Annotated in this window: 10 protein-coding genes; 5 read left to right on the top strand and 5 right to left on the bottom strand. The window is 56.1% G+C overall.

What is annotated here, in order from left to right:
* Positions 1-79 precede the first annotated feature (79 nt).
* The 4 genes from J1W56_RS04915 to choX form a co-directional block, all read right to left on the bottom strand.
* Positions 80-1,618 carry a putative bifunctional diguanylate cyclase/phosphodiesterase gene (locus tag J1W56_RS04915; protein ID WP_223612172.1) on the bottom strand — a complete coding sequence of 513 codons (1,539 nt, stop codon included), beginning with the start codon at positions 1,616-1,618 and terminating at the stop codon, positions 80-82.
* Entirely contained in the window at positions 1,619-2,173 is a 555-nt protein-coding gene (locus J1W56_RS04910) for a heme NO-binding domain-containing protein (RefSeq protein ID WP_223612171.1), read from the bottom strand.
* Between the two features lie 307 nt (positions 2,174-2,480).
* Complete coding sequence (locus tag J1W56_RS04905; protein WP_223612170.1) at positions 2,481-3,521, bottom strand: alcohol dehydrogenase catalytic domain-containing protein; 1,041 nt, start codon at positions 3,519-3,521, stop codon at positions 2,481-2,483.
* The gene (gene choX / locus J1W56_RS04900) at positions 3,518-4,453 is read right to left on the bottom strand and encodes a choline ABC transporter substrate-binding protein (RefSeq protein ID WP_223612169.1); all 936 of its coding nucleotides are present in this window, start codon (positions 4,451-4,453) and stop codon (positions 3,518-3,520) included. Before choX ends, J1W56_RS04905 begins: the two co-directional genes overlap by 4 nt.
* Before the next feature lie 110 nt (positions 4,454-4,563).
* Here choX and betI point away from each other — a divergent pair, with 110 nt between their 5' ends.
* Positions 4,564-5,208: a transcriptional regulator BetI gene (betI, locus tag J1W56_RS04895; RefSeq protein ID WP_223612168.1), complete on the top strand. Its 645-nt coding sequence runs from the start codon at positions 4,564-4,566 to the stop codon at positions 5,206-5,208.
* 22 nt (positions 5,209-5,230) lie between these two features.
* Here betI and J1W56_RS04890 read toward each other — a convergent pair whose 3' ends face one another.
* Positions 5,231-5,566 (bottom strand): hypothetical protein, encoded by a 336-nt coding sequence (locus tag J1W56_RS04890; protein ID WP_223612167.1) that lies wholly within the window; start codon positions 5,564-5,566, stop codon positions 5,231-5,233.
* 633 nt (positions 5,567-6,199) lie between these two features.
* Between J1W56_RS04890 and J1W56_RS04885 the strand changes: the two genes are divergently transcribed.
* From J1W56_RS04885 to J1W56_RS04870, 4 genes are all read left to right on the top strand, one after another.
* Entirely contained in the window at positions 6,200-6,745 is a 546-nt protein-coding gene (locus J1W56_RS04885; protein WP_223612166.1) for a GNAT family N-acetyltransferase, read from the top strand.
* A gap of 539 nt (positions 6,746-7,284) precedes the next feature.
* Positions 7,285-8,775 (top strand): DUF1254 domain-containing protein, encoded by a 1,491-nt coding sequence (locus tag J1W56_RS04880; RefSeq protein WP_223612165.1) that lies wholly within the window; start codon positions 7,285-7,287, stop codon positions 8,773-8,775.
* 75 nt (positions 8,776-8,850) lie between these two features.
* Positions 8,851-10,470, top strand: a complete 1,620-nt coding sequence (locus J1W56_RS04875; RefSeq protein WP_223612164.1) for a DUF1254 domain-containing protein — start codon at positions 8,851-8,853, stop codon at positions 10,468-10,470.
* Positions 10,471-10,806: 336 nt separating this feature from the next.
* Positions 10,807-14,409 carry an autotransporter outer membrane beta-barrel domain-containing protein gene (locus J1W56_RS04870; protein WP_223612163.1) on the top strand — a complete coding sequence of 1,201 codons (3,603 nt, stop codon included), beginning with the start codon at positions 10,807-10,809 and terminating at the stop codon, positions 14,407-14,409.
* The last annotated feature ends 20 nt before the right edge of the window (positions 14,410-14,429 follow it).

Genomic DNA, 14,429 nt, shown 5'->3' with positions numbered 1-14,429 from the left:
CCGATTGGGTGCGACGTGACAGTCCCCATTTGGCTTCATGGTGGCCCTCCGTCCTGTATCGACAAACGACGTTTCAGGCTCAGGAGGCTGAAATATTTTGGGCGAATGGCGTCGGATTTGCACGGGCCTCAAGATATCGGGTGATTTCATTCAGGGGCATCGGCCGTCCAAACAGATATCCCTGCTGTACGAAACAGCCGCAACTGGTCAGCCTGAGCGCCTGGCTTTCCGTCTCGACGCCTTCGGCGATGACGCGGAGTTCCAGCGCCTGTGCGAGCTGAACAATTGCCTTGACCACGGCTTCGGCCTGCTGGTCAGCACTGATGTCTCTGGCAAAGGAACGATCGATCTTGATGACGTCCAATGGCAAGCGCCTAATGTAAGAAAGGCTCGAATAGCCCGTTCCAAAATCGTCAAGGGCAATTCGGATGCCGAGCGCGCGAAAGCGGGAAAGGCATTCCTGGGCCTGCTCGAAATCGATGAGCAGCAGGCTTTCCGTGATTTCCAGTTGAAGGGCGGAGGGAGGGAAGTGATGATGGGCCAACGTCGCGGCGATATGTTCGACAACCGAGGAGGAACGCAGGTGACGCGGCGACAGATTGATCGACACGTAATCGAGATGACCGTCGCGGATGAACGGGTGCATCTCCCGGCAACAGCGATCGATCATCGCCCGGCCAAGCTCGACGATCAACGAACTTTCTTCGGCCAGCGGAATAAACAGGCCGGGAAGAATGAGCCCCCGCTCGGCATGCTGCCACCGCGCGAGCGCCTCCACCCCAACGATTTCGTTGCTCTTGGTGGAGATGATTGGCTGGTACCATGGCTCGATCTCTCCCGCCGCCACCGCGGTGCGCAGTTCTGCTTCCAGGCCCTGGCGGCTCTGAAGCTCGCCCGCCATGGTGTCGTCGAACTCCGTCCATGTCGAGCGTCCAGCCGACTTCGAATGGTACAGGGCGAAATCGGCAAAGCGCTGCAGTGTTGGTGAATCCACGGCATTGCGGGGGAAGCTTGCAAAGCCGACCGAGCAGCTGACGATCAGCTGCAGGCGGCCGCAGTCGATCGGCCTGCTCATGACCTCCATGACGTCTGCCGCGATCTGGCGGGCGCGTTCGCTGTGAGCCGGTGTCACGCAGATGACGCCAAACTCGTCGCCGCCCAATCGTCCGGGCACCTCTCGCTCCCGGCAGATTGCGCGCAACCGAGCAGCAACTTCCAGCAGCACCGCATCGCCGACGGCATGACCGTAATTGTCATTGATCTCCTTGAACCGATCGAGATCGACAAACAGAAGCTGTACCATGCCGCTTTGAACGCGAGCCTCCCGGATAGCCGCTTCCAGATCGCGCGTGAAACTGACCCGGTTTGCGAGCGTGGTCAGAGGGTCGCGCTCGGCAAGGAACAGGGCCTGCTGGCGAGAAACCTCCAATTCGTGCGTGCGATCGAGGACGCGCATTTCAAGATCGTTCGCCAGCACCGTCAGGTGGTTGTTGGCGTTATACAATTCCAGCGACTTCGCCTCCAGCAGCCATTCCGCCTCTTCGCGGGCTCGGCGTTCCCGTTTGAGGCGCCGTTCGAGACGCGCAACGCGATCGCCGGGCGTGTCGGTTTCCAGCATTTAGGCTATCGCATCCGTCTTCTGGATTGAGAACCGGACGAATTTCTCGCCATCGTGTTCGTGCGCGCTTCGCTCTATAAGCACGGTCTCGCCATAGAGCTGAGCCGCGCCAAGAATGAGGCCCGAGGCAAGCGCCGCGAAGGGACGATTGCTGCGATAATCGAGGTGCATTGCCCCCGTCCCAAGGCGTTCGGCCCGGAATTCCGGCAGCTCGGCATCGGGGTAGAGTTTTCGTACCTCCACGTGGATATGGCTGTCGATGCTTTCGAGGAAATCAAACAGGGTGGCTGCGGTCTTGAAGAAGTCAGGGAATGAAGCCTTGAAACGTCCGATCAAATGTTGACCGAACAAATCCAACAATTCGTTTGGCGGCGTGTTGCTTTGCGCAGACAAGTTGGTGACAAGCGATTGCATCTCCTTGTGGTCGTAAGTACCCACCGCAGTATAGGCGCCACCACTCGGCAGGTCGGAAGCTTCGATGAGATCATCCACGGCATCCGCCCCGTAGATATGCTCTACGAAACCCAGCAATTCGGTGAATACCATGCCCTTCATGTTGTCCCCCCTACCTGACCATTGAATCATGTCGATTTCTAACGATAAACTGCAGGAGAAAATGCATAATTAATAATCTAATTAAGAATGAAAGAAAGTTTTCCACACAGTACTTTATGTGGGAACGCGTGGGATAAATATAGATGCTTTATTTAATTGGTTCTGCTTCAATGATCATGCGGTGACATCCGCGTGCGGGTTTCCGGTCGATCGAACCCGCCTGAAAACATGCAATGGCGACCGTGCGTCTGCATCGCACGCCATGTGACAGCACCCGCAGCCAATTAAATTTAGTAAAAACCTATACTTAGGTGTAGGTTACAACCGAGCGTCCTTGTGTCTTGCCATGCGCCAGATCGAGCAAGGCGTGCTCCACATCGTGAAGGGGGATCTCGTTTATGTGCATGAGCAAAGGTTTCTCTGCATGCATGCGCAGCAATTCCCGCATTTCGAGACGCGTGCCAACACTTGTTCCCGTAATGACAACACCCGTTCCCGTGAGCCACTCCTGACTGATGGGCACGGGTTGCGAAACCATTGCCGTGGCAACGATTCGCCCTCTCGGTTTGATGCCCGCGACCATCAGCGGCCATGTGGCTGCTGACGGAGCAAAATTGATGCAGGCGTGCATGCCGCCCATCGCCTTTAATGGCTCAACGGCGCTATCATCGGCCAACAGGGTTGCATGCGCGCCCATTTTCCGGGCGAGGGCAAGCTTATCCTCGGCAATATCCAGGGCGACAACGCGCACGCCGGCGCGAACGGCAATCTGGATGGCGTATAAGCCAAGGCCGCCGCACCCAAAGATTGCGCATTGCATGCCAGCTCTGAGGCCCGCGCGGCGGACGGCGGAAAACGCGGTTACACCCGCGCACATCAAAGGGGCAGTCGACACCGCATCGAGTTTGCCGGGTATCGAAACGGCATATTGCGCATTGACAATCACATATTCGGCAAAGCCGCCATTCACATCAAACCCATGCGCCCGCTGGCTCTGGCAAAACGCTTCCTGCCCGGCCAAGCACTCGTCGCAATGACCGCATGTGTCGTGCATCCATGGCACGCCAACGCGATCACCGACCCTGAAATTGCTCACGCCATCGCCCAAACCGGCAACCGTACCGATGCCTTCGTGCCCCAGGATCCGAGCGGGCGCATTGCCGCTGGCGGGCCGCACGCCGCCTTTCCAGATATGCAGATCGGTATGGCAGACCCCACATGCTTCCAACTTGACCAGGATCTGGCCATATTCCGGCTGCGGCACGGGGAGACATTCGAGCTTCAGCGGCCCGTTCGCGGTGCCGTCAAACAATGCCGCGCGCATCATTGGTTTTGTCGTTGCACTCATTTGACGAGGGCGTCCCTGACTTTGGCGAGCGCTGGCGTTCCGTCCAGTGCAGTCACACCGTTCAACCATTTCTCCAGATTTTCCGGCTTGGCATGGATCAAAGCGGTTGCAGCCGCTTCGGCGGTTGCGCCACCGTCAAGCATCATTTTCATGCCTGCATTCTCCTGATCCACATCAAAGATCAGATTCTCAAACAGTTTTGCCACGTTGGGACAGTCCGCGGCATAACCCGGACGCGCAAGAGTCCAGACGGTTGAGCCGCCGAAATCAGGCCCGAATTCTTCGTCGCCGCCTGTGAGATAATCCATCTTGAGATTGAGATTCATGGGGTGCGGCTGCCAGCCGAGAAAAACGATCCATTCCTTGCGTTCCACGGCACGTTTTACCTGCGCCAGCATGGCTTGCTCACTGGATTCAACGATTGTCCATCCTGAAAGGCCATGTGCGCCTTTTGCCACCATATCGAGCAACGGCTGGTTCGTTCCCGGTTCAATGCCATAAATCTTCTTGCTGAATTGATCCGGGAATTTGGCGAGATCGTCGAACGATCTTACGCCGGCAGCGGCGACATAGTCCGGCACAGCCAGAGTGTATTTTGCACCGGTCAGGTTGGTTGCAAGAACATCAACCCATTTCTTGTCGAAGAAATCTTTGAACTCGATATTCTGCGCAGGCCGCCAGTTGCCAAGAAAGACATCGATCTGCCCGCCCTTAAGACTGGCATAGCTTACACTGAGGCCAAGCAAACTGCTGGTCATCTTGTAATTCATGGCTTTCAAAAGAAGCGACGCAGTGGCCGTCGTCAGTTGAATATCGGTCCAACCGATATCGGCGGCTCTGACGGTTGCACAGGAAGGGGCGTCGGCCCTGGAAGTCGTGATGCCCGCCGCCATCAGGCCAGCAGCCAATGTTGCTGAAACGAGTTTTCTCATGCTGTTCCCCTTTGGATTTCTAACGTGAGTTGCAGCAGCATCGCAGTCGGGAATTATTTGTCAATTCAAAAAATTGTACGAGCATACAAAAATTTGAACGGTATAGTTGCATGGAGAATCCAATCAAGGTTTGGCGTGGCATGAAGCGATCGATTGAAGACATCAGGCGGCAGGAGTTGATCGAAGGTGCTTACCGGGCATTCCTGCAGTTCGGTATTGATGGTTTGACGACGGCACGTATCTGCAAAGAGGCGGGCATGTCGCCGGGTATTCTGTCCTATTATTTCAAGAGCAAGGACGAGGTTCTGTTCTGGATGGTGCGTCATGCCAACCGTGTCATCATGGATGAAGTGGTCAACCGCATGAAGCAGGCAACCACGCGGTGGGATCGTCTGATGGCGATCGTGGAAGGAAATTTTCCGGAAGACCTCTTTGAGCAGAATGTCGCCAATGCCTGGCTTTCATTCTACGTTGCAAGTGCAAAGGATGTGCAGCTTGAGCGTCTGCAGCGGCTCTTTCATCGACGGCTGGCATCCAATCTGAGCAGTTGTGTTTGTCATCTCGTTGAGGGGGAGCAAATCCGGCATTTCGTTGCGGCCGTAGCGATCCTCATTGATGGTACTTGGCTTCACAGGGCTGCTATCCACAGCAGGATGACGTCTGCGGAGGCCATTTCGCTCATAAAGTCTCAAATTGAGAGTACCCTTGGATCCGATGTGGTGACGGCTGCCAAAAACACGCCTGTTTCCCCGTAGGGTCGCAGGAGAAAAGCCTCAATCAGGTTCGTTCGAGCAAAACGCTCCGGGTGGTGCGGTTGAGCAACGCCACCTCACGGACAATGGTTCGTTTACGCTGACCAGCGGCATTTTCGCCGATGAAGCGTGGGCGGGGGTCGCCATTGCGTGTTTTCAGGCGAGTTCGATCGACCGGAAGCCCTGTCGCGCTCGTTCCTGTTTTCGCAACGGGACGGGAACGCTCCGCACGGTTGTTCAATCCTTTGCGATCTCGATTGGAAGCCGATGGTTCTGATAAGTCAGGGCTGCTGCTCCTCACCAGATATGGCGCACCGAAGAAGGTAAAGATGAGAACTTTGTTCTCTTTGCAGAGCGACATTAAAGCCCCCGTCGTCAATTCTCGGCCCTCACGCCGCGAACACGTCGCAAGCGGCATGAGTGTGGGTTAGAATAAGGATACGGCTCTCAGAGTTTGCCGCAGCATCTGCCGCATATTGCGCGCCTTGGTGGGTCTTTCCGCAGCCACCTGGTGCCTCTTGTTGATTTCCATATAGAGTTGACCCTCTTTGCCATTTCGCGCTGAGCCACCAAACCTATTGAAAGCTTATACTAGTCTGCGTGTTATCTCGATCATCCATGGTCAGTCGCGGATGGAAAAGTGGGTCAATTGATGGTGCAATCCAACAGACTAACGTATTCAGGCGACATCAGACGAATCTCATGTCCCGAAGAGACAGAAATCCACCCAAGGTGGTGAGCGTCGCAGCAGGCTTGTATCGCTATAACGCACGTCGGAAGTTTGGTGATAAACTCCATCAGAGTCTGCCGCTGCATCGTTCGACGCAAAAATCGCGCTTCCACGCTCGTCAACGCCAACAACGCTGTGGCTATTCTTCCCTCATAACGGAGACATCATACTCGATGTTCTCGGAAGGGCGGGCCATCCCATCATCGACACTATGCGCGTTATAGTTCATGTATATTGATGTCCAACTGAATGCTGGGGGCATCCATGGCACACCTCACGGATCACATCATTCTGCGCAGCGCGACCACTGATGATGCGAGCGCGCTCTCCAGCTTTGCAGCGCGGTGCTTTCAGGAGACCTTTGGTCCTGACAACAAGCCGAGCGACATGAAGGCATATCTTTCCAACGCTTTCAGTCCAGCGATTCAAGCTGCGGAGATTGCCGACGACGCGGCAATCGTAATCCTGGCTCTGGACGACAGAGCCACTACCGGCCAGCTGGCCGGTTATGCGCATCTCGTCACCCACGACACCGACATCCAGCTCAAGCGACTATACGTGGATGCATCGTGGCAGGGTTGTGGGCTCGCCACACGTTTCATGGATCGAATCTTTGAGGAATGCCGCTGGCGCGGAACGGATCGGCTTTGGCTCACTGTTTGGACGCAAAATCATCGAGCGATCGCGTTCTATGAGAAGATCGGCTTTCGTGTGTCGGGAGCGGAGACGTTCATGCTAGGCGAGGATGCGCAAACGGATCATGTCATGGAGATGGCGGTTCCACAGATCGTCACACGAATTTCAGACTGAGATACTATCACCGAGAATGGTCACTCGTTGCTGAAGGCTGCGATAGCAATCGCTCTCTGAAATCAGCGTTGGGATTGTCAGCTATTCAGCTATATTGAGAAGTTCCGCGGCAAGAGAAATGTCGGAGAAGGGCACCGGAGGCAGTAGAGAGTTTCCGTGGCGACCTGCTGCTTCGCAATCCGGAAGCAGGCACAGGAACGACGGCCGATTTATTCGAATGACCCCTAAAGAGAATTTCGGTCATCCGCGCCGTCAGCCTGGGGTTGATTGCGGCAGAGAGCGAAATGACACCCTAAGGTGTTGGCCATGTCTCCGGCCCCGGAAGGCCGATAGCGCACCCTCATTCCAACCGAAGACGTGCAATGGCCACTAGGACCAACTTTGGGTCATTCGGATACCCCGCGGCGGATGGATTTCCCGCGGCTCATACGTCGATTTACGGTGCTGTAACCGTTGCGTACTTGTTCGCAAAACCGGGTGGGTGAACAACTTTCTCCAGTTGAACGGTCGCGCTTGACCAGCAATTCAAAGGAGCCGGTGTGGGCACTTTCGCCGTAGTTGTTCGCCTGAGGTCTGCCCTATTTGCCTCCGTTGCCATGGCAATGCTTGTTTCTCCTGCTTTGGCTCAATCGCCAACGGTTCCCGAAATCAGCAAGGACATCCCCGAGGGTCCGGTTTCCGGGATGCGTCTACCTGAGGCCTATGTTCGTGATGTCGCCCGGCTCGCCTATCTTTGGGGCTGGCCGCTCGTCAACATGCATAACCGTCACCTCGTCTTTGAGAAAGTGCCTGAGAACGGCCTCGGCGATGGCGTCCTGCCGGTTGGGCCACTAAACCGTGTCACGATGCTGACCGACTACATCAAGCCAGAAGAACGTGCAGTCGCGACGCCGAACCAGGATGTGGTCTATGGCTTCGGGATCATGGCGCTGGAGAAGGAGCCTGTCGTCTTCCAGGTGCCCGACTTCGGAGATCGCTTCTGGGTCTACCAGCTTGGCAACCAGCGCACCGACACCATCGGCAGCATGGGCAAAATGTATGACAGCAAGCCTGGCTTCTACATGGTGGTCGGTCCCAAATGGAAGGGTGACGTGCCGTCCGGCATTAACGGCGTGTTCCGGTCGCCGACGAATCTCGCCTACATCATACCGCGTGCTTTCCTCGATGACACCAAGGAAGACCGCGCCGCCATCCAGCCCGCCATCAGCCAGATCATGTCCTACCCGCTCGGCGAGTTCGACGGGAAGATGAAGACCAAGGACTGGAGCAAAATTCCAAAGCTTGCCGACCCCGCAGGCGGCAAGCAGGGCGGCGGGGGCGAGACGCAGTGGGTGAAGCCGGAGGCATTCTTTGCCGAGCTGCCGCAGGTGATGAAGGAAGTGCCACCGCAGCCTGGCGAGGAGGCGCTATACGCCTGGTTCGGATCATTGTTATCCGCAGCATCAAAGGACCCGAAAGTCGCGGCAACGATGAAGCAGGCGGCTGTCGAAACCGACAAGAATCTGATGAAGACGATACACAGCTATTCCTATGCCGGCGTTCCGGTGGGTAATGGTTGGGTCTCTCCGATGAACGGTGCCGAGTTCGGGACCGACTATTTCAGCCGCGCTGCCGCTGCCAAGGCGAATATCTTCGTCAATCCCCGCAAAGAGTCGGCTTACTTCGGACAGGAATATGACATGAAGGGCAAGCGGCTGAGTGGAGCGAATAGCTACGCCGTCACCTTCCCCAAGGATGAGCTTCCGCCCGTCGACGGCTTCTGGTCCATGACGCTCTACGACGAGGATCACTTCTTCGCGCCCAACAAGATCAACCGCTTTTCGCTCGGCACCAAGAACAAGGACCTCGTCTTCGGCCCGGATGGTTCGCTGACCATCTACGTGCAGAATAGTCAGCCCACGGGCGAAAAGGCGAGGAACTGGTTGCCCGCGCCCAAGGGCAATTTCGAGCTGTTTTTAAGGGCCTACTGGCCGAAGGCTGCCATCATGGAGAACAAATGGTCGCCCCCACCTGTCACTAAGACGAACTGAAGCCGTCGCGATCCTCGGACATAGCGCGAGAGGCGGACTGCGATATTGCAATTTTTTGGAATCAGGAGCGGAAACATGAATAGACGAGCAGGCCTCATTTGTACGGCCGCGGCCGCGCTGCTGACTATGTCAACGGTTGCGATTGCAGAGACCACGGCGGTCCCGGAACAGATAACGACACCGGACCGAAGCGATAGCAGTCTTGGGCCCCTCGACTTCAAGGATGGCGTTCCGACGCTCGCCACCTCGCAGAAGATGTACGACTACCTCGACTTCTCGCGGGGTGTCGATACGTTCCTGAATGCCTTCGGCGGCGTTTCAATGTATGCGATCAGGCAAGGATTCCGCGACGCGGGCGTTCCCGACAATGCCGTGCTGATCTTCTCGAAATTGATGGACTCCAAATCACTGTTCCTGACAGCAAACAACGACACGATCTACTTCTGGAGTTACGTCGATTTAAGCAAGGGACCGCTGGTCGTGGAAACACCACCCAACACTCTCGGTATCTTCGACGACATGTGGTTCCGATACATCTCGGATTTCGGACTTGCGGGACCCGATCGTGGGGCTGGCGCGAAATACCTCCTGCTGCCGCCCGGTTATAAGGGCCCGCTTCCCGAGGGCGGATATTTCATCGGCCATTCTCGCACGAATGGCGTCGGTGTGATCGGACGTGCATTCCTCGACGACAATGACCCGGCACCCGCGGCAGCCCGCATCAAATCCGGCCTGAAAATCTACCCGTACGTTCCCGGCAGTTACGGCTCCAGCATCAGCAGTTTTCTGACGGGCAAAGGCCCGCTCGGACAGATCGCCGACCCAACCACGCCGCAGTTCGTTGAGGGGACGGGCAAGGTCATGAATACCATCCCACCAAACGACGCTTCTTACTACGATATGCTGAATGCCCTTGTTCAAAGTGAGTCTGCAGACGCGCTTGATCCTGAGATCGCAGGGCAGTTTGCCGCAATCGGCATCGTAAAGGGCAAGGAGTTCAAGCCGGACGAGCGCATGCGTAAGATTCTGGTGGATGCCGCGGCGGTCGGAAACGCGGCCAGCCGCACCGTGGGTATCGCTCCAAAGCCGGAGCTGGGCTTCAGCTACTATCCTGACAGCAAGTCAAATTGGAGCAATCCGCTGTTCGCAGGCGGTTATGACTTCATGGCACCGCCTCCGGAGGTGACGAAGGACGGTGTGAAGCCGTATCCTGTAACCGGCGGTCGGACGCTGGACGGGCGCACGTCGTTCTTCTACCTGGCCACTGTCATCACGCCGGCCATGGTGATGCGGCTCACCAACGTTGGCTCGCAATATCTTGGCACCTTCTATGACAGCGACACCAAGCCGCTCGACGGCGCGAAGACCTACAGGCTCGACTTGCCAAAGGATATCCCTGCCGCCAAGTTCTGGTCGGTGACGCTCTACGACAACCAGACGCGATCCATGCTTCAAACAGGGCAACCATATCCGCGTGCGGGCAGTCAAGCCTATCCGACTTCGGCTGCAGTCGCGAACGCCGATGGCAGCACCAGTATCTACTTCTCGCCGGAAAAGCCGAAAGATGTCGCCGATGGAAACTGGATACAGACGGTGTCCGGAAAGGGATGGTTTCCTCTTCTCAGACTTTACAGTCCACTTCAGCCCTTCTTCGACAAGACATGGCGGCCAGGGGAAATCCATATCGTCCATTGAATCTGGGCACCCCAAACACGTGGCCTAAATCTCAACAAGGTGGAAAGCAGTGACGTTTATGGCTGACGGGTGATCGGGTCATGCTTGCCGGATATCAGGCCGATACTGATCATGTGTCAACCTGACATCACCATAAGTATAAATTGAAAGGCGCCTCGCATCTTGCGTTGCTGATTCATAAATCTCAGGTATTTTCGAGTAAAACTGAAGTATATTTGTTGATTTACTGATAGATTTCATAGTTGTTTTTGAGGTGAATTTAGAGGTGGAAATATAAGGTATGCGCGAGATTAGAAGTTGCAGATATCAGCAAACTAATCCGGGGGGGATAACGCAATGACGACTACAAGCCTGAGCACAATCATCTCACCACAAAAGGCCAGCAACTGGCGCGCGCCACTCAAGCTGTTTGGGAGTACATTCCGCAGTTTCAGTCGTGTATTACTGTCGACTACCGCGCTCATCCCAGTGCGTTTGGAAAGGCAATGCCGGCATGGTGAACACCGTGTTGTCCCCTTGAATGTAGGCGTGCTCGCAAAAGTCAGGATATTGCTGGACCGATTCTCCCCGCTACTTCTTTTATCCTCATGGCTTCTTCTGCCGGTCGCTTGGGCAGAAGCGCAGACGGTACTTCCATCCGGAACAAATGAAGTAGTGTTGACCGGCTATCCCACAGGCAATCCATTTACCATCGCGAGCGGAACGACCATCTCTCCTACATCCAACAGGTCTGCGATATTCGGAGATTCCTCACAAATTTGGACTCTAAATACAGATGGTACCATTGCCAATAACACGATCGGCTACGTCAGCGGCGTTCAATTCGACAATGGAGGCAGCGTCGCCAATGGCATGTCCAACCCATATGCGCAAATCTCCGCTTACGGCAACGGCATCCTCATAGGAGGGGCGAATCCCGCTACGGTCAACAATGGGGGGAGAATCCTTGGTGGATTCGTAGCAGGCGGAGCAGCCATCAGTTTTCTGAACGGTGGAACAATCACGAACCTGTCTACCGGGGTCATTTCTGCGGGTGTTGCAGGCAACCCTGCGGTTAGGATTGCCGGGTCCTCGGGTTCCGTCGATAATTCTGGTTTGATCTCGGCAGATGCGAACGGGTACGGCACATATATGACGGCTGGCGGTAGCGTCATCAACCGGGCAGGGGCGACTATCACCGCCGGTGCGAGCGGAAATGGCGGTTATGGTGTTTGGTTCTCGGGCGGCTCCGGGTCGGTGGAGAATTCCGGAACAGTCAGCGGAGGGCAGTACGGCATCTATGGAGGCAATGCTTTAACGGTCACCAATCAGGCAACGGCAACGATCAGCGGCAATTTTTCTGGTGTCGCCACTTCCGATATCGCGGCGATATCGAATGCCGGCACGATCAGCGGTGGTGTTTATGGCATCGTTGCCGGAGTGCCGAATTCAGGCAAAGGTTTCACCCTTGCCAACAGCGGTTTGATCGCGGGCTCGAATGCCGGGGTAAGCTTAAGCACGGGTTCAAATGCCACGGTCGCTATATCCATACTGAATTTGGCTGGGGGCAAGATTCGTGCGACGGGAGCCGGCAGTTACGGAATAACCACCTTGCATGGGTCAACTGTGGTCACCAACCAAGCGGGTGCGACGATTGCGGGTTCGGGAGCGGCGATCGCTGGAATGGACCTGTTCACCGATCTGGTTGTGCAAAATGCAGGAAGCATTTCTGGCGGCACGGCTGCAGGCATCTGGTCTTACGGAGGCGGCGAGATTACCAACCAAGCGGGCGCAACGATTACCGGCGCCGGTGGCGTTGCGTATGTTCGCAGCCGTTACAATACCGGCAATATTTTGACCAATGCAGGGGCGATTGACGCGACATCATTCACTTTTGTGGCTGGCAACGGTGCGACTGCCGGTGCAGGCGCAGGCGTTTATATCGGGGGCGTGTACAAGCCGGTTGGAGCTCAAGTCAACAACCTGGTTGGTGGATCCATCGCTGGCACTGTCTACGGCATCTACAGTGGTGGCGCGTTCAGCCCGGACGATGCAGGACCCGTCACGGTAACGAACGCAGGCGCGATTTCGGGCATCACTGGTATATCCTTTAATAGTGCCGTAGGCACGGTCGTCAACACGGGCACAATTACCGGCTATGGTGGAACGGCAATTCAATTTGATCAGGGCGGGGCTTTCCCCAACAGCGTCACGCTTGGGACTGGATCTGTGCTGAACGGTAATGTTCTTGGCGGCGCGGGTAATGATGCTCTCATCCTGCAGGGTTCAAACAGTGAGAACGCGGGCAAATTCGTCAACTTCGAGACGTTGTCGATGCAAGGCGTCGATTGGACGCTTTCTGGAGCGGGAATCTTTTCAACTGGCTCAGAGATCGCGAACGGCATATTGCGCGTCCTGGGCACGCTGACAAGTCCCGCATTGACGGTGCAGTCCGCAGGTACGCTTGCTGGAACAGGAACGGTTGTAGGCAACGTGGAAAACTTTGGAACGGTGTCACCCGGGAACTCGATCGGCACCCTGACAGTTGTTGGAAATTATGTAGGGCAGAACGGTATTTTAGCAATTGAGAGTGTGCTTGCGGCGGACAATTCGCCCGCCGACGTGCTGGCCATAAGCGGTGGCAAGGCTACGGGAACGACCAATATGGTCGTAACGAATCTTGGCGGTCAGGGCGACCTTACGACCGGCAATGGCATCTTGGTCGTTGACGCGTTGAACGGAGCCACCACCGCACCGTCCGCATTTTCGCTAAGAGCTCCCGCGGTGGCCGGTCCATATGAGTACAGTCTGTTTCGTGGCAGCGCAGACACCAGCGGGCTGCAAAGCTGGTACTTACGTTCAGATCTTACGCCCGTGCCTCCAACACCCCCGGTGCCTCCTTTGCCGCCGGAACCGCCAGTCCCGCCATCACCAACGCCGCATTACCGCCAGGAGGTCTCGCTTTATGCGGCCATCCAGCCAATGGCAGCGATCTACGGTCGTCATCTCATCGACAGTCTGCATGAGCGCGTCGGTGAGGAGGAGCAGCTGCAAGGTAGTAGCGCACTCGGCGGCGTTCCAAGTTCGGGCGGCGGCGGATGGGGACGCTTTATCGGCCATTGGGGGCATCGCGATGGCGATGCACAAGGCATCTATGGCGGCGCGCCCGAATTCAGCTATGGCTTTGGTGCCCTACAGACGGGTCTCGACGTGTACCGCAAGGAAAACTCCAACGGCACCCGTGATCATGCCGGGCTTTACTTCGCTTTCGGCCACGGCGAGGTTGAAGTCACCCACACGATTCCTGCCCTTGGTGCAAAATTCAAGGCGGGTAACGATAACTTCGACGCCATCACGCTTGGCGGTTACTGGACGAGATTCGGCGAAAACAATTGGTACCTCGATGGTGTCGTTCAGGGTACATGGTACGATGTCGTTACCCATTCCTTGCGTGATACACTGATTGGTTTTCCTGACCAAGACGTGTCGGGCTTCGGGCTCGCCATGTCGCTGGAAGGCGGCTACCCGTTCGATATAGGCGGGAACTGGAAGCTCGAGCCACAGGCCCAAGTAATATACCAGAACATCAATTTCGATTCCTTCAATGACAGCGCGGCAAATGTCAGTTTTGATCGCTACAATTCGCTGCTCGGGCGTGTCGGAACCAGACTTTCTCGCACTTGGACTTCCGAAGTTGATCCGCGTCTGCAGCGGACGTTCTGGGGACAGATCAATGTCTGGCACGAGTTTCTTGGTGACACCACGACATCACTATCTTCCGCAAGCGGCCCGGTCGCGTTCAGCGCCAGTCTTGATGAAACATTCATCGAGTTTAGTGTGGGTGGCACCCGCCAGCTAACCCCCTCTACCAGCTTTTATGCCAACGCCAACTTTGAAACCACGTTCGATGCCCGCAGCTATGGTATCGACGGCAAAATGGGGCTGAGAGTCAATTGGTAACGATGGCTTGATGCAAATCG

It is taken from the genome of Phyllobacterium calauticae (genome assembly GCF_019991125.1).
Taxonomy (GTDB): Bacteria; Pseudomonadota; Alphaproteobacteria; order Rhizobiales; family Rhizobiaceae; genus Phyllobacterium; species Phyllobacterium calauticae.
The sequence above is the reverse complement of the archived record's forward strand: the minus strand, read 5'-3'. Positions and strand labels throughout refer to the sequence as shown.